Here is a 20293-nt window from a genome sequence, read left to right on the forward strand (position 1 = left end):
TTGTGTATTTTTTCGGGTTGCAAGTTACGATAACTACAAATTCTTCCATTTTTGTGCCAGATTAAAAAGATTCTGATGCAATACGTCATTCACGCATACGACTATACCGACGAACAGGCCCTGGAACGCCGTATGGCCGCTCGTCCGGCCCATTTCGAGGGAGTCCGTTCCCTCAAAACAAACGGAAATTTTGTGATCGGTGGTGCGCTACTCGATAATAAAGGAACAATGATCGGTTCCATGATGGTGGTAGAATTCAATACGGAGGACGACCTCAACCAGTGGTTGCAGCAGGAACCGTACATCGTCGGAAACGTTTGGGAACGGATTGATGTCAAACCGTTTCGACGCGCTGAAGTTTAATTAAAGTCCCTCAGTCGTCAGCGAATCGGCCCATCGCGGCCCGTTCGACGACTGCCCGACGGATGACCTTTATGATAGAAGCGGCAATTTTTGATATGGACGGCCTGCTGGTGGACTCCGAGCCCCAGTGGCGTTACGTCGAACAGGAAGTTTTTCGGACAGTCGGGCTGGAACTGACCGACGAACAGTGCAAAGGGACCACGGGCATGCCCATCGAAGCCGTCGTGCGGTACTGGTATGAGCGGCATCCGTGGACGGCCCGCTCGCAGGCGGACGTGGCGACCGAGATTCACCGGAAAGCCCACGAACGCATCGGCCTGCACGCCGGTCCGATGCCGGGCGTACCGCAGATTCTGGAGTTTTTTGAGGAGCGGGGCGTGCTGATGGCGGTGGCTTCGGCCTCACCGATGGACCTGATCGAAACGGTGCTCGACCGGCTCAGCATCCGGCCTTTCTTCCGGATTTATCATTCGGCCACGCTGGAAAAGCGCAACAAACCCCATCCGGACGTGTACCTCGGAACGGCCGCGAAGCTCGGCGTTTCCACGGACAGCTGTCTGGCTTTTGAGGACTCGGGCAGCGGGTTGATGTCCGCCCACTCCGCGGGAATGAAAACCGTGGCGGTTCCGGCGGATTACGAATTTAAAGATCCAAAATTTAGCATTGCCAGCCTGAAAATTGCATCTTTAGCTGAATTTAACGAGTCGGTGCTTTCCCGGCTTTTTCAACCCTAACACCCTACCCGCTTCCGATTACCTATGTCGCTTAAAATTTATAAGTTAGACGCTTTTACCGATCGTTTGTTTGGGGGAAACCCCGCCGCTGTCTGCCCGCTCACCGAATGGCTGCCTACCGAAACCATGCAGGCCATCGCCTGCGAAAATAATCTTTCGGAAACCGCTTTTTACATCCCGACCGAAACGGGTTACCATATCCGCTGGTTTACGCCCAAAGTGGAAGTGGACCTCTGCGGACACGCAACGCTGGCGACGGCTTATGTCATCTTTTTCCTCGAAAAATCGACCGACGAGGACGTCATCGAACTGGATTCGCGCAGCGGCGTGCTGAAAGTCTGCCTCAAAGAAGGCTGGCTGGTGCTGGATTTTCCGATCGATACGTACCAGGTGGCCGTGCAGCCCCCGGCGCTGACGGCGAGCCTGAACATCAAACCCAGCGAGGTGTATAAGGGCAAAACGGATTACCTGCTCGTCTACGATAACCAGCAGCAGATTCTGGACCTGGCCCCCGAAATGATCGAACTCTCGACGGTTCCGGCCCGCGGCATCATCGTGACGGCTCCCGGCGAAGACGTGGATTTCGTGTCCCGGTTTTTTGCCCCGCAGTCGGGCGTGGACGAAGACCCGGTGACCGGCTCGGCGCACACGACGCTCATTCCGTACTGGGCCGAAAAACTGGGCAAAACCAGCCTGACGGCCCGGCAGGTGTCTGCCCGCGGCGGTTACCTGAAATGCACCCTCAACGGCGACCGCGTCGAAATCGCCGGTCAGGTGAAGCTGTACCTGACGGGCCAGATCGAAGTGTAGCGGCTCCGACAACAGAGTTCGTCTGCCTGCGAACGCGGGTTTAACCGTTTCAACGGTCTTTGGGACCCCGAAACCGTTGAAACGGTTAGGACAACATTCGTCAATCGTTTGTTCCCACGTTCTCGTGTTCCCGCGTTCCCACGGCTGAAGCCGTGGGCTAGGGCCGTGGATGATAGCCATGAGCCAGGGTTGCGGGTTATCGAACGCGGCCGGCCTGTTTCAGGAATTTCTTGATTCCCTTCCGAATGGCCCGGGCCATTTTCCGGCGATAACGTTCGTCCAGAATGAGCGCTTCGTCGTCCGGATTGCTCAGAAACGGGCCTTCCACCAAGACGTTCGGGTAATCGGTCGGGGCGCTGAAGAAAAAATTGAAACTCCCCACATTCCCGGCCTCGTGCGGATCGATGCGGAGCAGTTCGTGCAAAACGGCCCTGGTCAGCGGCTGAAATCCCGCATGTTTATAGTACGTGCTCACGCCCCGCGTCTCCCGGTTGCCCGAAGCGTTGAAGTGAATGCTGACCAGCAGATGCGGCAGGGATTGCCGCAGCGCCAGAATCCGGGCCGACGGACCAATCAGCGTGTCGGTGGCCCGCGTCAGGATGACCCGCGCTCCGGCCTTTTCCAGTTCCTGCGCCAGCCGCCGGGCTACATCCAGCGTAAATTCCTTTTCAAACCGTTTGGCATTCAGCCCCTGCGCCCCAAGGTTGGTGCCGCCGTGCCCGGCATCGACGGCTACCGTCAGCCCCCGCAGCCGAAGCCGTTCGGGCTGCCGCCGGACACGGATCGTCAGGCGGTTGTGGTCGTAATACACCGAATGACCCCAGTGCTGCCGGTGCTTCAGATCGATGTAGACCCGAAACACTTCGTCGGAGACCTGCTCGTACCACGCCTTCCGGATTTCCCGCAGGCTCGAAAGGTGCGTGATCCAGTTTGTGTTACTGGTAAGACCAAAAAGATCGACGACCACCCGCGACGGGTCGGTCTGCTGCTGGCTGGCATAGGGCAGCCGCGCCGGCAACGGAATGCTGACGTAATCGAACCGGTCGTCGCCCCACACGCGCCAGGAACCTGTCAGGCTGCCGACCGGGTAGTCCGAAAGGGTGTCCACAACCGTCTGCTCGACCGGCACGTACGCCGTCCGTCCGGGAGCCAGGCGAACCCGCCAGAGCGGACTGCTGCCTTCGCGCGTCAGGTGTCCGGTGATGTTGAGAGCCACCCCGGAGTCCAGTGTTTCGAGGCGTGCGCCGCCCAGCCGGTCCGTGCCGGGGCCGTAGTAGAGCGGGGTCAGGCGGGAGAGCGTGGTGCCGGTCAGGAAGGTATCGGTCGGCGCAATGGGGGATTGGGAAAAGGCCGTAAAAAAAATCAGCAACAGGGCCGTAACGAGTACAAGTCGGGGCATACAGGAGGGTAACTTACAAACCGTCGTCCACCGACGGTTTGCCGGGGCCGTTCAACAGCAGAAAAACACTGGTGGCGAGCAGGACCAGCGCCGGGAAGGTGTTGGCGTAGGTATCGCCCGTTGCCAAATGCCCGACCACCACCGCCAGCAGGAAGTTGACGATCAGCACCCCGGCCGCCCAGCGGGTTTTCCAGCCCAAAAGTAGCATAATACCGCCTAAAAATTCGCCGTAAGCCGACAAACCTGCGCTCAGCAGGGGAAACGGAAAGCCCAGCGACCGGAGCCATTCGGCATAGCCGGGCAGTCCTTCCGCCGGATGCAGGGCCGTATGCCCCGCCGCGTCGAAAAGTTTCCAGGCGCAGAAAAGGCGTAGCAGAAGGGGGGCGTACGGGCGCAGGCGGGTCAGGGCTGTCATGGCTGTTGTTTCACAAAGACGCGTTCCCGGCCGTTTTACTACTGGGCCAGCCCGACCACCAGACTGGTGTAGAACCCGCCCGCGTTGGTGTCCGGCCCGTCGCTGAGGGTCGTAAGGCCGGTTTTCCATTGATTAGCCCCAATCGGTACAAAATACCCGACCCGGACGCCCGCCATCAGCCGCTGGCCGAGGGCCGTTCTGCCAAACCCCGTGCGGGCCAGGTGAATGCCCAGATTGCCCATAAACTGGTTGGAACGCATGTGGTGCTGGTTGGAGGGCCCGGACAGATACCCGGCCGTCGAACCGGGCACCGGCTGGGCGCTGGCCACCCGGACGCCCAGCCACGAATACAGCACCCCGGCGTACGGAATGAGTTGCAGGTGTTCCGAATTCCGGACGAGCAGGCCCAGCGAGGTGCCCGCCTGCGTGGCCCGTATCCAGTTGGTGCGGTTCTGCCCGCTTTTAATTTTGCTGTAGGTCGAAAAATTGAACAGCGAGGCAAGCCGGACTTTGGGAAAAAGCGTGTAAAATCCGCCGCCCCGCCCGACCTGAATCCCGTCGAACGGCAGGTGGCCGGCCCGGACCAGTTCCGCATTTAACTCATTGACGTCCGTGATGTGCAGATTCAGGGCCGAGTGGAGGTAGAAATTTTTCCGGCGTCCAATGGGTTCCGTCTGCGCCAGCAGGCCGGAAGAGAGCAGGACCCAAAGGCCTGTCGCAAGCAGAAGACGTTTCATGACATCACGGGCAAGTGGTTTTGGTGAGGCGGACGCCGGGCTGAAACTGAACGTTCCGACGGTTCGAGAAAACCATCCGGCCGCCGTTTTCGACCACATCGCCGTAACCTTCTACAAAACTGCTGTCGGTTCGCAGAAACGCCACCTGCCGGACCGAGGACGTCCCTTCGGACTGAAAGCGGTAGAAGGCCAGCAGGGTGTCGCCCAGCATCTGGCCGGCGAAGGTGCCGGTGTTGCGGTCTTTTTCGTAGTAATGGTAGGTGAGCCGACCGGTCAGGCTGTCGCTGTCCGAATCGATTTGCAGCAGGACGGTGTCTTTGTCCGAAACGTAGGCATAGCAGCCCGTCAGGTCGGTGGCCCGGTCGGCTGCGGCGGACGATTCGCCCGACTTTCCGGTACAGGCGGCAAGGAGCAGGGGCAGGCAAACGGCAAGTGGTTTCAGCATGAGTGAAGAGGCGTTTTATTTTTTGACAAATTCCAGCAGGGCGATGTCGCCGCCGATCAGCGTCAGGCGGTTGTCGTTGCTGATGGCATACCGATTGACTTTTTTCAAAGCTTCCAGAAAGACATTTTCTCCCTCGCCGGGACAGGCCATGCGGCTCATGGCGGCCGGGTTGTTGAACAGGAGTTGGGGACCGTCGAGGGTGAACATGCCCGTCAGGGTGTTGCAACTGGTGTTGCCGCTGAAGCGTTTGGCCGCCGCGTCGAACTTCAGCGTGGGCTTGCGCTGGCTGTACAGGTTGTCGAAAGTGGCTCCTGGAACGCTGATCCGGCTGAGTTCCCAGGTGCCGTCCAGCGAAGCCGTCAGGGGCGCACCCGCAGGGCCGGAACCGTCCGGGTACCGTTCGAGCAGGTACAGATAGGGCAGGTGGTAATGGTGGACGAAAATTTTCTCCCGGCTGTCGGGATACAGTTTGTAATAGTCTTCTGTGGCCCGCAGCACCACCGTCGTGCCCGTGCGGACGTAGTGGTTGCTGTTGTAATAGTCCGGCGACACGTAGCCGTTCAGGTTTTTCCGGACGGTATTGGACGCCAGTTTGCCGAGGTATTTCTGGTAATTCTGCTGGGCTTTCAGCGACGGTTTGCTCAGGCTGTTGTAGACGTATTTGAGCGCCACCCGCTTCGCAAATTTCTGCTTTTTGATGAGGCCGCGGGCGTTGACAAACGGATTGGTCGTGTTGAAATCGTTCACCGTCTGCACCGTGAAAGGCACTTCCGGCACCCAGTCGGCGGTGTTGACCACGTTGTAGGCCCAGCCGTTCTGGGTCGCCGCCTCGTAGTCGTAGGCAAAATACAGGTTGCCCGGTTTGGGTCCGGCGCTGCAATAGGTTTTGAGGCGGATGTCGGCCGGAAAGCGGCCCTGTTTCTGCTGGTTGAGCAGGTAAGCCGTCAGCAGGTACGCAATCCCGCCGCCCTGGCTATGGCCGATGATGAGCACATCCCGAATGCCTTTGCGGTAGCAGGAATCCAGTTTGGGCATCATGTCTTTCGCCAGAAAGCCTGTGGCAACCAGCCAGCCGACATGCACGGCCGCTTTCGGATTCTGCGCCAGTTCGTAGGAAAAGGTGTTGTTGTCGGCCAGTTGAATCTCACCTTTGGCGGGCACCATCGCGGCGTAAAAGTTAGCCAGCCAGCTGACACTGTTGGCCGTCGTGCCCCGGATGCTGACCACGGCCACCGGCTGGGTCTGGTGCGCCCACAAATCCCAGCGGTTATCCAGGCCGACGATGGGGGAGCGGTAAAGCTGCCGGTAGGCGGGCGGAGGTGGGAGGGTGCGGGCATACACACTGTCGCCGAACTGCGCCGAAATCTTCATCAAATCCGTGTATTCGGCCTTATCGAAGCCCGGCTTCAGCAACTGAGCCAGCGTCGTGAAAGGCAAAAGGAAAACACAGGACAGTAAAAGCCGTTTCATAGGGGGTGTGAAATAGGTTGAAACCAGTAAGTTACAGTTCGGGGCGAAAAAATGCCGCTTTACAAAAATCATTTTATTCTATGACAAAAATTATTTTGACCAATTCTAAATAAGCCGTAAGTTTGTAGCCGTAAATCGATAATCGGAATGAACGCATTGCTCGAAGAACCTATTCAGAATCCTTTTGCCACCGGAGAAGGAAAGCAGTTTGGCGAAAATCCATTCATGGGCGGAGCCTGCTGTGTGCTGAAAAAATGCTGCGAAAAATACAAGCGGAAAGGCAAGCACTGTAAAAAGTGTCCGAAAGGCTGATTACCGAATCTTCCTCGGCGGACCTTCGCTACGAACTGCTGGAAGGTCCGGTTCCCGATTTCCTGAGGCCGCTGGTCTGGCAGCTTCATTCTTCCGTTTTTCCCCCACAATCGCCGGAGACGTTCTGGCTGGAAGCAGACCAGCAGCGTCGGCTGCTCACCATTCTGACCTGGGCGGGCGAAACGCTGGCCGCTTACAAAATGGGCTACGAGCGCAAGCCGGGCCATTTTTACAGCTGGCTAGGCTGCGTCAGCGCCGACTTCCGCCGCCGGGGCATTGCCTCCGACCTCATGCGCCGCCAGCACGACTGGTGTCTTCAAAACGGCTTTCACACAGTCCGCACCCAGACCCGCAACCAGTGGCGCGACATGCTGATTCTCAATCTCCGCCACGGCTTTGACATTACCGGCACTTTCCTCAACGAAGCCGGGTCGATCAACATCATCCTCGAAAAGAAACTGAACGGGCCCGACTGAGGCGTTCTGCCCCTTCCGGCGGGAACCACACCGGCCGTTTTTTCGTACTGAATAGGTATGCATCTGTACCTTCATATTCCTTTCTGCAAACAGGCCTGCCACTACTGCGATTTCCATTTCAGCACCAGTCTGGCCCAGAAACCGGCGCTGGTGGAGGCCCTGCGACGGGAGATCGAACAGCAGCAGGACTATCTGGGTACGCGCCAGCTGGAAACCATTTACTTCGGCGGCGGCACCCCTTCGCTGCTCACCGAAGCCGAACTGGCGTCCCTCTTCGAAACCATTCACCGGCACTTTACCGTGGCGCCGGAGGCGGAAATCACGCTTGAAGCCAATCCCGACGACCTCACCCCGGCGCATCTGCGGCAACTGCGACCTTACGTCAACCGCCTGAGCATCGGCATCCAGTCGTTCCATGAGCCGCACCTCCGCTTCATGAACCGGGCTCACTCGGCCCTGGAGGCGCAACAGTGCGTTCGGCTGGCGCAGGAGGCGGGTTTCCACAACCTGACCATCGACCTTATCTACGGCGTTCCGGCCGCGGACCATGCCATCTGGGAACGCGACCTGGAAACGGCCCTGTTGCTGGACGTACCCCATATTTCGTCGTACAGCCTGACCATTGAACCGGACACGGCTTTGGGCCGCTGGCAGAAAAAAGGGCGCTTTCAGGGGACGGATGACGAGTTTGCCGCCGAAGAATTTGAAATGCTGATCCGGACGCTGGGAGCGAACGGCTACGAACAGTATGAGATTTCCAACTTCGCCCGCCCCGGTCACGAAGCCCGGCACAACAGCAGCTACTGGAAACGGCGGCCGTATCTGGGTATCGGGCCGAGTGCGCATTCGTACAACGGGCACAGCCGGCAGTACAACGTAGCCAACAACGCTTTGTATATCAAGGCGATAAATCGGGGCGAGTTGCCCTGCACCGTCGAGATGCTGACGCCCGCCGATCAGGTGAACGAGTACCTGCTGACGGGCCTGCGGACCAAATGGGGCTGTCAGGTGTCCGAGCTGGAGAGCCTGTCTGGCGGGACTTTTGTCCGGGAGCAGCAAGCTATTCTGGCCGAACAGCAGCGCCGCGGCTGGCTGACCCGGACCGGCGACCAGCTTCTGCTGACCCCGGCCGGAAAGTTTTTTGCGGACCGGGTGGCGGCGGAGTTGTTTATGGAATCGTAAAAGGGGCGGTAATTTTAGCGGCGCATTACCGGATTGTCCGATTTTTGCTCATTTTCGCAGAGGAAATACCAACGTATGAGCCCCAACCGTCCCAGAAACACGCCTCGCACGCCTTATCCGGAAAAACCGGCTTCCAAACGTGCCCGTTCGGCGAACCGATATGACGCCGCCAAAGGGCAGAACGGCCTTTTGCGCCGGTACCTGCAGGGGCGCCCCGTTCTTCAGCGCATTTACTGGGCGCTGGTCAAACTGGTGGTGATTGTCGTGCTCTTTTCCGTCGGCTGGGTCGTGCTGCTGAAGTATGTGCCCGTCTGGTTTACCCCCCTGATCATGACGCGCAAGGTGGAAGCCATTCAGGAAGGCAAATCCAGCGAGATTCACAAGGACTGGGTGCCGTACGAAGAAATTTCCAAAGAGGCGGTGCTGGCGGTGGTGGCCTCCGAAGACCAGGCTTTTCCTAACCACTGGGGCTTCGACTTTGACGAAATTCAGGATGCCGTCCGCGACAACCGGACCCGCAAACGACCGCGCGGCGCGAGTACCATTTCCCAGCAGGTAGCCAAAAACGTTTTTCTCTGGAACGGCCGCAGCTACATCCGGAAAGGACTGGAAGTGTATTTCACCGTTCTGATCGAACTGGTCTGGGGGAAGCAGCGAATCATGGAAGTCTACCTGAACGTGGCCGAAACGGGCAACATGACCTTTGGGGTCGAGGCTGCTTCCCAGCGTTTCTACGGCCATTCGGCGGCCAAACTGTCGCGGGCCGAAGCCGCCCGCATCGCGGCGGTGCTGCCCAATCCGCGGCTCTTCTCCATCGCCAATCCGTCGGCGTATATCCAGAGGCGTTCAAAACAGATTTCGCGGCAGATGCGTTTGCTGGGCGGCCGGCAGTACGTGAAAGGTCTGTAAACGGAAAGAACAAAAAGTTTCTATGAAATTAAAATCAAGATTATTTTCATATTCATTACATAAGAATTAGTTCCCTTGGATAGAATCCCGTACCTTTAGATTCCTTCATAAATTTTTCAGAATGAACTCAACGGGATACACGAAAGCGACTCTACTACAGCGGCAACTCTGCATCGCTGTCGTGGACGATGACGAGGACGACCGTTCATTCATTAGCTCCGCCTTCTACGCCAACGGCAATCAGTTCAAAGTAGTGGAGTACGAGGATGGGGAGCATTTCCTGGATGCCATGATCGCGGGCGAAAATTCCCGCAAAATTGCCGAAAACTGCGCGTTGATTATTCTCGACATCAACATGCACAAGCTCAACGGCCTGGAAGTACTCGACCGGGTGAAGGCTCAGGCGGCCCTGCGGCACATTCCCGTCGTTATGTTTTCGACGTCTACGGACCGGGAACTGGTTTACTCCGCTTACACCCGCGGCGCCAGCAGCTACGTGCAGAAGCCCAACCGCATGGAAGGGTACAAGCAGATTGTCCAGAGCCTGCAAACCTGCTTTCTTTCGCTGCCCTGCGTCCGGACGGTAGAAGTTAACCGAATCAATCCAGTTCGCTGACCGGGTCCCAGAACAACTGCCCGAAATTCTGTACACGGTCTTCCTCCACCCGTACGCCTTCCTGTTCCAGCAATTCCTGCATCGCAGTAGGACTCCCAAAATGATGTTTACCCGAAAGAACGCCAACCCGGTTGACAACCCGGTGGGCCGGCACGTCGTGGACGTGGGCGCCGTTCATGGCCCATCCGACCATCCGCGCGCCCGCCCGCAGGCTTAGGTAGCGGGCAATGGCCCCGTAGGTAGTCACCCGGCCGGGCGGGACGAGCCGGACAACCTGGTAGACATCTTCGAAATAATCGCGGTTTTCTGGCATAACTTGCTGCGGATACGGGCCCAAAAGAAAAGAGGCCGGAAGAAAGTGCGTATCGAAATACACCGTCCTTCCGGCCTCCGGATGCTTAGTTTCCTGCTTTATTCTCTTCAATCTCCCGTTCCAGTTCGGCGTACCACTTTTCGCCGTAGGCCCGGGTAAGCGGGGCTTTCAGAAATTTGTAGACGGGCACGCCCAGTTCCCGGCCCAGGTCGCAGGCGGGGCTGCAGATATGCCAGCGGTCATAATTGAGGGCGTGGTAGCTCTCGTATTTCGTCACGCGGATGGGGTAGAGGTGGCAGGAAATCGGTTTCTTGAAATCCACCACGCCATCGTTGTAAGCCTGCTCGATGCCGCACTTGAGCATACCCCGCTCGTCGTAAAGCGCGTAGGCGCACTCGCGTCCGTTGATGGTCGGGGTGACATAATCCCCTTCCCAGTCCTGTTCGTACGCCCCTTTTTCCTCAATGACCCGGATGCCTTCGGGCGTCAGGTACGGCTTCACTTTCGGAAAAATCTCGTCCAGAATGGGCAGTTCTTCCGCCTCCAGCGGGGCACCGAGGTCACCCTCCACACAGCACGCTCCCTTGCACTTCTCCAGATGACAAACAAAGAACTTGTCGGCCACGTCGTCGCTGATGACGGTATTTTCAATCAGTATCATACTTTTTCCGGAACGTTTCTTCCGGCTTACATTTGCTTGATAATCTTAATGCGCTGACCCTCCTTAACTCCGTTGTCAGACAATTCGTTCCACTGCTGGATCTGCTCGATGCTGACCTCGTACTGCTTCGAAATGCGGAACATCGTTTCGCCTTTCTGCACGGTATGGTAAATAATGTCTTCGCTGGCGCCGGGTTTTTTGCCGCCCGTGGCCGTTGAGTCGGCTTCGCGCGAAAGGGGCGAATCCCGGATCGTTAGTTTCTGCCCTACGGAGAGTTTGTCGCTCAGTGTCAGGCTGTTCCAGGCCAGCAGGTCGTCGATGCTGACGCCATAAAGCCGGGAAATGCTGAAATAGGTCTGCCCCGCTTCAACGGTATGTTTCAGCACCGAAGTGGCCGGACGCACCCCGCCCGTTGCAGGTTTGGACGTACTGGCTGCCGGACGGCTGGCCACCCGCTCGGGGGCTGTCGTGACGGTCGGCTGTTCGACCGGTCTGGCCGTGATCGGGCTATTTACCGAACTGTTCATGGCCGCTTCGGCCGGAGCCGGACTGGCCGTTACCGGCGTCGAACTGCCCGAGCGGGTCGTACCATCGGCTGGACGGATAATCACGACGCGTTCGCTGGTGTTGGCCGTGGTGCCGACCGGGGTTGAGGGCTGCGGGCGGGTCGATGTCTGGGCCGTAGCTTCTCCGGCCCGCGGCGCCGACGGCCGCGCTACGGGTGCTGTTGTGGCCGGACGCGAAGTCGGCTGGCTGGCGGTCGGCTGGCTGGCCGGAGCGCCTTCGACCAGCTTGGGCTGGTACACTTTCCGTTCGGAGGCGTTGCGGGGAATATTATTGGAAGCCGTTCGGTCCGGAGCGGCCGCCGGGCTGTTGTTGGCAATGACCGGGCGGGTGCCGGTGCCGGTCGGAGCCGGGTCGGTGTTGATTTTAACGGGCTCATTGCGCGGCCGTTTCTCCCGCAGCCACATCACCCGGCCCACCTGAAGGCGCTCCTGCCGGTCGAGCCGGTTGAACTTGAGGAGGCGTTTCAGGCGCAGGCCGTACAACTGTGAGATGCTGCGGCTGGTCTCCCCGGCCCGGACGGTGTGGAACGGAACGGTCGCTTTCCGCATTTTTTTCGCCAGATAATACACCTCGCCTTCCGTCACGGCATCGCGCTCGGACATGTCGTTGTACCGCAGCAGACTGCCGAGGCTGATGCGGGCTTTGCGGGCGAGCGTCGCGGCGTTATCCCCGCGCAGGGCCTGAATACCGGGCAGGCCGTTGATTTCGTAGAGCACCAGATCGGTGCGGCCCCGCGGCGAGGCGACCCGGCGCAGGAGCGGATAACCCGTCTCTTTGCTGCTGGCCACGGCCGGCTGCGCACGCGGAGCGGTCTGGGCCTTCTGCCGAACGCTCGCCACCTGGCTCAGCGCGGCCGGAACGGCCAGTACATACTCTTTGTCCGTCGGAATCTGGTCGCCCAGCACCCAGCGGTTGTGCTTGCGGAGTTCGTACTCGTCTACGCCCAGTTCTGTGGAAATATCCGCGACGGTACGGCCGCCTGCACCGGGATATTCGACCAGCGTGAGGGTGTTGGCAGTCCGGTAGCTCGGCAGAACGCTTTCGAGCGCAATCTTGTGGGCAAAAAAGCGGAGCATGTAGCGGTCGGTGCGCTCGGTCAGGGTAATTTCGGTGGCATTGACCCAGTCGGACGGGACGATTTTGCTGATGCCGGTAGCGCCGAGGTAGTACGAAAACAGGGCCGACACCCAGTTGCTGTACTGCGCCTGGCTGGTTTTGAGGTAGCTGGCCGCCGCGCGGGTCGAGGCCACGATGCTTTTGCGTTCGTCGATTTCATCGTCCACCCGCAGGCCGTGGTTCTGGGCCGTTTCGCGCTTGAACTGCCAGTAACCGACCGCCGAAGAGGACGACACGGCATCCGGGGCCAGCGAGCTTTCCTGCACGGCGAGGTATTTGAAATCGACCGGAACGCCTTCTTCGGTCAGGATGCGCTCGATGATGGGAAAATACAGAACCACGCGGTCCAGTTTGGCCTCCCAGTACTTGCGGTTCGACTGCACAAGGGTGTTGATGTCCTGCTGAATGATGCGGCGGGCTCCGTCGTCAAGGCGAACGGTCAGGTTGGCAAACTGCACCTGCCGGGGTGCCTGCGGAATGGTGGTCTGGGCCGACAGCGTCTGGGCCGACAGCGTCTGGGCCGACAGCGTAAACGCCGTAACAAGGGTGAGGAGGAAACTCAAAAAAAGGTTTTTCATGCAGCGTTACTGTTTGTAAATCATCATCAAACCGTCGCGAACGGGCAGCAGCACGTTTTCGACGCGGGGGTCTTCCTGAATTTTTCGGTTAAAGTCGAGCACGGCCTGGGTGTCTTTGTCGATCTTCCGCCCGGCGGGCCGCCCGGATTCGACTACTTTCCCGCTCCAGAGTACATTATCTGCCAAGATAAGCCCGCCGGGTCGCACTTTATCAAGAACAAGGTCAAAATATAGGCTGTAATTTTTTTTGTCGGCATCGATAAAAACCAGATCGAACACCTCGTCGAGGGCCGGAATCAGATCCGGAGCGTGCCCGAGCCGGAAGTCGATGCGGTCGCCGACCGGCGATTGGGCCCAGTGTGACCGGGCAAAGTCTTCCAGTTCTTCGTTGTTGTCGAGGGTGATCAGCCGTCCGTCCTCCGCCAGTCCTTCTGCCAGACAAAGCGCCGAGTAACCCGTGTAGGTGCCGATTTCGAGCACGCGCCGGGGCCGCATCATCCGCGAGAGCAGCGCCAGAAAACGGCCCTGCAGATGCCCCGACAGCATGCGCGGACGCAGGACGCGGGCGTGGGTATTGCGGTTCAGCAGCGCGAGCGGTTCGCTCTCGGGGGTGGTATGGGCTTCAACGTAGGCTTGTAAGTCGGAAGGTAAAAAATCCATGCAGATAAGTCCAGTGATGTACGGAAAGCATTATTTTTTGTAAATATACAACGGGCAGAGTAAAGTCGGTGGCGGGCGGGTTTCCTGTGAAACGGCGGTTGGGGGCGCTTTAGTCCATTTTTCCGGAGAAATAAGGAACGAAATAAGTCTTTCTTTGGATATACAATAAAGCTAAACCATAGACCAGATGCAAAAAATTGGAATACTCGGCTCCGGTGTGGTGGGCACCACACTCGCCAGCGGCTTTCTGAAACACGGTTACGGAGTCATGATCGGTAGCCGCAATCCGCAAAAACTGTCGGACTGGCAGCAGCAGAACCCCGGCGGTCAGCTCGGTACGTTCGAAGAGGCCGCCGCGTTCGGCCAAACGCTGGTGCTGGCCGTGGTGGGGCACGCGGCGGAAGAAGCCCTTACGCAGGCGGGAGGGGCCCATCTGTCGGGCAAAACGATCCTCGACGCCACTAATCCCATCGCCAAAGAGCCGCCCGTGGACGGCGTGCTGAAGTTCTTCACCGATCTGAACGAGTCCCTGATGGAAAAGCTCCAGAACCGCTTTCCGGAAGCCCGTTTTGTGAAGGTGTTCAATTCGGTCGGGAGTGCGCTGATGGTGAATCCGCAGCTGCCGGGCGGCAAACCGACGATGTTTATTGCCGGTAACGACGAGGGAGCCCGGCAGGAAGTGACCCAGATTCTCGACCAGTTTGGCTGGGAAACCTCCGACCTGGGCCGCGCCACGGCCGCGCGGGCCATCGAGCCGCTCTGCATGCTCTGGTGCATTCCGGGCTTCCTGCAAAACGACTGGATGCACGCCTACAAGGTGCTGAAGATGGCGTAAGGATGGGGAGTGGTGGCACCACGCAAAGTCGTGCCACCGCTAATCTTCCTGTTCGGGCAGGAACGTCAGGTAGCTCAGCTGCCCTTCGTCAAACATCTCGTTGGCCAGGTCCTGAAGCTGCGGGGCCGTCACGGCCCGGATTTCCCCGAAAATCTCGTCCAGCGAATCAACCTTGCCCGTATCCAGCAGGCTTTTGGCCATCATCAGCATGAAGCTCTGGTTGCCTTCTTCGGACATGGCGAGCTGGCCCATCAGCTGCTCTTTGGTGTTGTGCAGTTGCAGGTTCGTCAGCGACTTTTCGCGCAGCGTTTTCAGCTCTTTCAGAATGAGCGTGCGGCTGCGGTCCAGATGTTTCTGGTCCGTGCCAAAATAAATTCCCAGAAAACCCGTATCCAGAAAAGGAGTGTAGCTGGCTTCGACGGAATAGACCAGTCCGTACTTTTCCCGCAGGTTCATGTTTAGCCGCGAATTCATGCCGGGGCCGCCGAGGAGGTTGGTCAGCATGAAAAACGGGAGGCGGCGGGAGTCGGTCAGGGCGTACGAAGGCCGTCCGATGGCGCACTGGGCCTGGGTGATGGGCCGGTCCATGGTCACGCTCTGCGGCACGTAGACCGTCGGGGCGACCCGCTGCCGCTCGGACCGCTGCACGGGAATGTCGCGCAGGTGTTTTTCGGCGATGCGTTTCACCTTACTGAACGGCCAGTTGCTCACCGAGGAAAAGATGATCCGGCTGGTGTCCATATTATCCTGGATGAAGCTTTGCAGCTGATCGCGCGTGAAGGAACGGACCGTTTCGGGCGTCCCGAGGATGTTTCCGCCCAGCGGGTGCTCCTGAAAAACTACCTGATCGAAGTCATCCTGCAATGCATCTTCGGGCGAATCGTAGTACATTGCCATTTCTTCCAGAATAACACTCCGTTCTTTTTCGAGTTGTTTTTCCGGAAAGACAGAATGGAACGCAATGTCGGTCAGCAGTTCAACCGCCTTCTCGAAATGAATGCCGAGCAGGGAGGCATGAAAACACACTTTCTCCTTGGTGGTGTAGGCGTTCAGTTCTCCCCCGACGGTTTCGAGCCGGTTGATGATATGGTAAGATTTTCGTTTCTTCGTTCCCTTAAATGCCATATGTTCCCAGAAATGGGCAAGGCCCTGCTGGTGCGGCAGTTCATCCCGACTGCCGATGTCGAGCATGAGGCCGCAATGTGCAATTTGAGTATGGGGAACTTGTTTATGTACAATCCTAATGCCGTTTGGCAGGGTATATAGCTCGTATTCTTCCATTTTTCAGCGTGTCAACAAAACTAATCAATTCCACGCTGAAAGACTAACTATGAATCACCCGTCGAGGTTCCTGATTATACAAACTGCCTTCATCGGTGACGTCATTCTGGCGACAGCGCTGGTGGAGGAATTACACGCCCGATACCCGGAAGCAGCCATTGATTTTCTGCTGCGTAAGGGCAACGAAAGCCTTTTGAAAGACCATCCGATTATCAATCAGTTACTGATCTGGGATAAGAAAAAAGGATTTGTGGGAAAATACGGGGACCTGCTGCGCCTGCTCGGAGAAATTCGTCGGAACAGGTACGATGTCGTTATCAACCTGCAGCGTTTCGGAGCGACCGGCCTGCTGACGGCCTTTTCGCAGGCGCCGGTGCGGGCCGGGTTCGACAAGAATCCGTTTTCCCGCTACTTTACCCACCGGGCGATGCACCAGATTCTGCCCGGTATTCACGAAGTGGACCGCAACGCAGAAGTGCTGGAGGTGATCGGGCTGGACCGGCCGCGCATCCGCGACCGGACTCGCCCCCGACTGTACCCGGCGGCGGCCGATTACGACAGCATCCGGCATTACCAGACGCGTCCCTACATCTGCGTGGCGCCTACCTCCGTCTGGTTTACCAAGCAGTACCCGCGGACCAAGTGGGTGCAGTTTCTGAAAACATTGCCGGGACAGTACACGGTGTACCTGCTCGGTTCGCCCGCCGACCGCGAAACCTGCGCGGAACTGGTCCGGGAGGCGGGGTCGCCGGAGGATGTGATCAATCTCTGCGGCGAACTTTCCCTGCTCGAATCGGCGGCCCTGATGCAGGGGGCGGCCATGAACTACGTCAACGATTCGGCCCCGCTGCACCTTTGCTCGGCCATGAATGCGCCCACGGCGGCTGTTTTCTGCTCCACTGTGCCGGAGTTTGGCTTCGGACCGCTGGCCGACGAGTCTCATCTGATTCAACTCGACGAAGTTCTGGAGTGTCGCCCCTGCGGGCTGCACGGGCGGAAGCGCTGTCCGCTGGGTCATTTTTACTGCGCTCACGGCATCCGGACGGAGCAGTTGCTGGCCGTGTTGCGGGATTAGCCATAACTACATGCCAGATCTCTTCGTTTTCCAACGAAACGAACTCTCTCCGAATGCTGAACATTCAAGAATTGCTCGGGCTGATTTACAAACGTCTCCACGCCTGGGCCGAAATTATCTTCCGCAATATTCCCAACTTCATCGTCGCGGTCCTGCTGATCGTGCTGTTTACGCTGCTGGCCCGGCTGGCGGCGCGGATCCTGACCCGCGGGCTGGGGACCGTCAGCGACAACCCCGCCCTCGTGACGCTGACCGGAACGGTGGCGAAGCTGGTCATTACGGCGGTGGGGCTGTTTTTCGCGCTCGGCGTGCTGGGGCTGGACAAAACCGTCACCTCGCTGCTGGCCGGGGCCGGAATTCTGGCGCTGGCAATCGGCTTCGCGTTTCAGGACCTGACGACCAATTTTGTGTCGGGAGCGATGATCGCCCTGGCCCGGCCCATTCAGGTTGGTGATGTGGTGGAAACCAACGGCTTTACGGGCCGGGTCGTCAGCATCAAACTGCGGTCGATTGTGCTGGATAATTTTCAGGGCCAGTTCATCGAACTGCCGAGCAAGGATGTTTTTCAGAAGTCCGTCATCAATTATTCCCGCACCGGCTGGCGGCGGCTGGAGGTGGTTTGCGGCGTTTCCTACGCGGACGATCTCGAAAAAGCCCAGCAAACGGCCACCCAGGCGATTCAGGCGCTGCCTTTCGTCCGCGCCGACCGGCCCGTCGAAGTCTTTTTCAAAACGTTTACCCTCGACATGGTGCAGTTTACGGTCGGCTTCTGGATCGACCAGCCCGGCACCAATCCCGCCCACGCGACCAGCGAAGTCATCAAAACGCTCAAAAAAGCCTTCGACGAGCAGGACCTGCTCATCCCCTTCGTCCCGCATACGTTTGATCTGAAGAAGCGGGTGAGGGAAGAAAGAAATGATTGAATGATTGAATTTTGAATGATTGAATGGCTCCGCAGGTTTCAAATTGAGGCGCAGCCAATCAATCATTCAATCATTCAACATTCAATCATTTCAACACTCAGTACGTCTCGTACTCATACCCCTCCGTTGCCGCGCCGGCTTTCCGTTCGGGGAGGGCGTCCTTGTATTCGTAGGCGAAATCGGTGACCGTGGGCGTGGAGCGGGTGAAATCGGGCTGTTCGCCTTTGGTGTAGAGGTAGACCTGATAGGTCGTCGTTTTGAGGACGTTGTTCTTCGACCAGCCTTCCTGCCCGAAAACCGGGCTGGCGATCAGGTGGTAGGGGTTTTCTTTGGTATCGTACTCAAAAACGCGCTTGCGGGCGGTGGTCGAGCTTCCCCAGTTGACCAGCGGCGTCGAGAGCGTAATTTCCTCCGTCAGGTTGCCGATGGCGTCATACTGGTACGTCGTCCGGCTGAGCTGCACGGGTTGCGCACTATAATTTCCGGTTTGCTGCTTGTAGGAATACAACAGGCTCAGCGAGACCTGTCCGGCCGAATTATAAGACAGGGAATCGACGGAGGCCAGCCGGGTGACGGGCGCATCCGGCGAGCCGCCCTGCTGCAGCGTGTAGGTTTGTTTTACCGCGATTTGCCCATCGGCATTGTAAAGATAGGCCACCCGGCTGCCGATCTCCCAGGGCGACGAGGGGCGTGTGCTCTGGGTGGTGTAGGTCGTCAGGCGGTTTTGGGAATCATAGAGCAGCGTCACCAGATTGGTCTCCATGCCGTCCGTACCGATCCACCGCTCGCCGCTGAGGCGACCGTTTTCGTAGAAAAAATAGCGGTTTACAAAGCTATAGACCACTTTTTTGAGCCGGTAGTTCGGCTTGGGCGTCACGTTGGGCTGTGGGGTCGGGTTGGTGGCTTCAACCAGTTCGTCCGGGGCGCAGGCAGTCATGAACCCTGCCGTGGCAAGGCATAACGCAAGGAGTTTGAAAGTTTTCATCGTTGAATACAATCCGGGTTAACAGGCCGGCGGGATTTCGAAATTAAGTATTGATTAAAATTACAAAGAAAACTCTATAGATTAAGTTGTCTACATAAGGTTTATTTATCGGTCAAAGAATTGATAAAAATCATAACTGCCTGTGAGGATACTCATTGTAGAAATTACTTACGGTTCATTGGGGTAAAATACCGTCTGGCTGCCATAATCTTCCGATTCATCGCCTATCTGTTTTCAAAATGCGACCGGTCGGTTACTTTTGAGAAGCAAGTCACATTCCTAATCCGCAGGTGCGGATCAGGGCCTTCCTCTTTTACCCAAAAGACCAAACACCTCATGAAAAAAGCTGTCCGAGTATTCGGAATTGTGCTGGCTGTTGTGCTCGTCGGAGCGGCCGGCCTGTTGTCCTACGTGAAATTTGTCCTGCCCGATGTGGGCGACGCGCCCCAGGTAACGCTGACCTCCTCCGCCGCCCAGATCGAACGCGGCAAATACCTCGCTCACCACGTCAACGTGTGCATGGACTGCCACAGCACCCGCGACTGGAGCAAGTTTTCGGGACCGCCGATACCCGGCACGCTGGGTAAGGGCGGCGACCGTTTCGGCCCGGAAATGGGCTTTCCCGGCACTTTCTACTCCCGCAACATCACGCCCGCCGGGCTGAAAGAATGGTCGGACGGCGAGATTGTGCGCGCCATCACGGCGGGCGTGAGCCGCGACGGCCGGGCGCTGTTTCCGGTGATGCCGCACCCGAGCTACGGCCGGATGGACCTCGAAGACATTACCTCCATTGTGGCTTACCTCCGCACGCTGACGCCTGTGGAAAGCACAATTCCGGCCTCCGAGGCGGATTTTCCGATGAATTTCATCATGAATACGATTCCGCAGAAGCCCCAGTTCGGCAAGCGCCCGGATTCGACGGACGCCCTGGCGCTGGGTCAATACCTGGTCAATGCGGCGACCTGCGGCGACTGCCACACCAAGCAGGAGCAGGGGCAGCCGATTGAGGGCATGGAGTTTGCCGGGGGCATGGAGTTCGGGATGCCGGGCATGATGATCCGGGCGGCCAACATCACGCCGGACAAGGAGACCGGCATCGGCAACTGGACGCGGGAGAGCTTTATCGCCCGTTTCAAAGCTTATGATCCGGCCAAAGGGTACACCCATGCGGCGGTAAAAGCCGGGGAAAAACAGAGCATCATGCCGTGGACGATGTACGCCGGCATGACTGAAAACGACCTGGGGGCCATTTACACCTATCTGCAAACGCTCAAGCCCGTTAAACACCGCGTGGTGACCTTCGAGCTTACCCCGGCGGCGAAAGAACCGATGGCGATGAATAAGTAAAAGCCCGGTCGCGGAGCCTGTCGAAGCGGCTGACGGACACGGTAAAGCCCTTTGACAAGCTCTGTACCGCATCTTTTTTCCAAC

The 20293-nt window shown here is 58.1% G+C and carries 23 protein-coding genes; 12 read left to right on the forward strand and 11 right to left on the reverse strand.

What is annotated here, in order from left to right; genetic code table 11:
* Positions 1-51 precede the first annotated feature (51 nt).
* From ORG26_RS16420 to ORG26_RS16430, 3 genes are all read left to right on the forward strand, one after another.
* Positions 52-363: a YciI family protein gene (locus ORG26_RS16420; protein ID WP_266363648.1), complete on the forward strand. Its 312-nt coding sequence runs from the start codon at positions 52-54 to the stop codon at positions 361-363.
* Between the two features lie 62 nt (positions 364-425).
* Positions 426-1097 carry a hexitol phosphatase HxpB gene (hxpB, locus tag ORG26_RS16425; protein ID WP_323134275.1) on the forward strand — a complete coding sequence of 224 codons (672 nt, stop codon included), beginning with the start codon at positions 426-428 and terminating at the stop codon, positions 1095-1097.
* Positions 1098-1121: 24 nt separating this feature from the next.
* Positions 1122-1907: a PhzF family phenazine biosynthesis protein gene (locus ORG26_RS16430; protein ID WP_266363650.1), complete on the forward strand. Its 786-nt coding sequence runs from the start codon at positions 1122-1124 to the stop codon at positions 1905-1907.
* Positions 1908-2103: 196 nt separating this feature from the next.
* Here the strand turns inward: ORG26_RS16430 and ORG26_RS16435 are convergent, their stop codons facing one another.
* Genes ORG26_RS16435 through ORG26_RS16455 form a run of 5 tightly spaced genes read right to left on the reverse strand, consistent with a single transcriptional unit; the run spans position 2104 to position 6373 of the window.
* Positions 2104-3306 carry an N-acetylmuramoyl-L-alanine amidase gene (locus ORG26_RS16435; RefSeq protein ID WP_266363651.1) on the reverse strand — a complete coding sequence of 401 codons (1203 nt, stop codon included), beginning with the start codon at positions 3304-3306 and terminating at the stop codon, positions 2104-2106.
* Between the two features lie 13 nt (positions 3307-3319).
* Positions 3320-3721: a DoxX family protein gene (locus ORG26_RS16440; RefSeq protein ID WP_266363653.1), complete on the reverse strand. Its 402-nt coding sequence runs from the start codon at positions 3719-3721 to the stop codon at positions 3320-3322.
* Between the two features lie 38 nt (positions 3722-3759).
* Positions 3760-4458: a hypothetical protein gene (locus ORG26_RS16445; protein ID WP_266363655.1), complete on the reverse strand. Its 699-nt coding sequence runs from the start codon at positions 4456-4458 to the stop codon at positions 3760-3762.
* Positions 4459-4462: 4 nt separating this feature from the next.
* The gene (locus ORG26_RS16450) at positions 4463-4903 is read right to left on the reverse strand and encodes a hypothetical protein (RefSeq protein WP_266363657.1); all 441 of its coding nucleotides are present in this window, start codon (positions 4901-4903) and stop codon (positions 4463-4465) included.
* Between the two features lie 15 nt (positions 4904-4918).
* A complete protein-coding gene (locus tag ORG26_RS16455; protein WP_266363659.1) occupies positions 4919-6373 on the reverse strand; it encodes a lipase family protein in 1455 nt (484 codons plus the stop codon).
* Between the two features lie 147 nt (positions 6374-6520).
* On the opposite strand from ORG26_RS16455, the gene ORG26_RS16460 reads away from it, so the two are divergent.
* The 5 genes from ORG26_RS16460 (at position 6521) to ORG26_RS16480 (ending at position 9868) form a co-directional block, all read left to right on the forward strand.
* Complete coding sequence (locus ORG26_RS16460; protein ID WP_266363661.1) at positions 6521-6685, forward strand: hypothetical protein; 165 nt, start codon at positions 6521-6523, stop codon at positions 6683-6685.
* The gene (locus ORG26_RS16465) at positions 6670-7161 is read left to right on the forward strand and encodes a GNAT family N-acetyltransferase (protein ID WP_266363663.1); all 492 of its coding nucleotides are present in this window, start codon (positions 6670-6672) and stop codon (positions 7159-7161) included. Before ORG26_RS16460 ends, ORG26_RS16465 begins: the two co-directional genes overlap by 16 nt.
* A gap of 57 nt (positions 7162-7218) precedes the next feature.
* Complete coding sequence (hemW, locus tag ORG26_RS16470; protein ID WP_266363665.1) at positions 7219-8343, forward strand: radical SAM family heme chaperone HemW; 1125 nt, start codon at positions 7219-7221, stop codon at positions 8341-8343.
* 75 nt (positions 8344-8418) lie between these two features.
* On the forward strand, positions 8419-9252 hold the full coding sequence (gene mtgA / locus ORG26_RS16475) for a monofunctional biosynthetic peptidoglycan transglycosylase (RefSeq protein ID WP_266363666.1): 834 nt from the start codon (positions 8419-8421) through the stop codon (positions 9250-9252).
* A 121-nt stretch (positions 9253-9373) separates the two neighbouring features.
* Positions 9374-9868, forward strand: a complete 495-nt coding sequence (locus ORG26_RS16480; RefSeq protein ID WP_266363667.1) for a response regulator — start codon at positions 9374-9376, stop codon at positions 9866-9868.
* On the opposite strand, the gene ORG26_RS16485 is transcribed toward ORG26_RS16480, so the two are convergent.
* The 4 genes from ORG26_RS16485 to ORG26_RS16500 all read right to left on the reverse strand — a co-directional run bounded on the left by ORG26_RS16485 (position 9852) and on the right by ORG26_RS16500 (position 13763).
* Positions 9852-10181, reverse strand: a complete 330-nt coding sequence (locus ORG26_RS16485; RefSeq protein WP_266363669.1) for an MGMT family protein — start codon at positions 10179-10181, stop codon at positions 9852-9854. The genes ORG26_RS16480 and ORG26_RS16485 overlap by 17 nt on opposite strands.
* A gap of 85 nt (positions 10182-10266) precedes the next feature.
* On the reverse strand, positions 10267-10842 hold the full coding sequence (locus ORG26_RS16490; RefSeq protein ID WP_266363671.1) for a DUF3109 family protein: 576 nt from the start codon (positions 10840-10842) through the stop codon (positions 10267-10269).
* 26 nt (positions 10843-10868) lie between these two features.
* A complete protein-coding gene (locus ORG26_RS16495) occupies positions 10869-13103 on the reverse strand; it encodes a LysM peptidoglycan-binding domain-containing protein (RefSeq protein ID WP_266363673.1) in 2235 nt (744 codons plus the stop codon).
* Positions 13104-13109: 6 nt separating this feature from the next.
* On the reverse strand, positions 13110-13763 hold the full coding sequence (locus ORG26_RS16500; RefSeq protein WP_266363675.1) for an O-methyltransferase: 654 nt from the start codon (positions 13761-13763) through the stop codon (positions 13110-13112).
* Positions 13764-13950: 187 nt separating this feature from the next.
* Between ORG26_RS16500 and ORG26_RS16505 the strand changes: the two genes are divergently transcribed.
* Positions 13951-14598 (forward strand): NADPH-dependent F420 reductase, encoded by a 648-nt coding sequence (locus tag ORG26_RS16505; protein ID WP_266363677.1) that lies wholly within the window; start codon positions 13951-13953, stop codon positions 14596-14598.
* Positions 14599-14637: 39 nt separating this feature from the next.
* Here the strand turns inward: ORG26_RS16505 and ORG26_RS16510 are convergent, their stop codons facing one another.
* Positions 14638-15879, reverse strand: a complete 1242-nt coding sequence (locus ORG26_RS16510; protein WP_266363679.1) for a M16 family metallopeptidase — start codon at positions 15877-15879, stop codon at positions 14638-14640.
* 49 nt (positions 15880-15928) lie between these two features.
* Between ORG26_RS16510 and ORG26_RS16515 the strand changes: the two genes are divergently transcribed.
* A complete protein-coding gene (locus tag ORG26_RS16515) occupies positions 15929-16954 on the forward strand; it encodes a glycosyltransferase family 9 protein (protein ID WP_266363681.1) in 1026 nt (341 codons plus the stop codon).
* 53 nt (positions 16955-17007) lie between these two features.
* Entirely contained in the window at positions 17008-17877 is an 870-nt protein-coding gene (locus tag ORG26_RS16520; RefSeq protein WP_266363683.1) for a mechanosensitive ion channel family protein, read from the forward strand.
* A 97-nt stretch (positions 17878-17974) separates the two neighbouring features.
* Here ORG26_RS16520 and ORG26_RS16525 read toward each other — a convergent pair whose 3' ends face one another.
* Entirely contained in the window at positions 17975-18862 is an 888-nt protein-coding gene (locus ORG26_RS16525; RefSeq protein WP_266363685.1) for a hypothetical protein, read from the reverse strand.
* Positions 18863-19198: 336 nt separating this feature from the next.
* Here ORG26_RS16525 and ORG26_RS16530 point away from each other — a divergent pair, with 336 nt between their 5' ends.
* Positions 19199-20209: a c-type cytochrome gene (locus tag ORG26_RS16530; RefSeq protein WP_266363687.1), complete on the forward strand. Its 1011-nt coding sequence runs from the start codon at positions 19199-19201 to the stop codon at positions 20207-20209.
* Positions 20210-20293: the final 84 nt, after the last annotated feature.

The organism is Tellurirhabdus rosea (assembly GCF_026278345.1).
Lineage (GTDB): Bacteria > Bacteroidota > Bacteroidia > Cytophagales > Spirosomataceae > Tellurirhabdus > Tellurirhabdus rosea.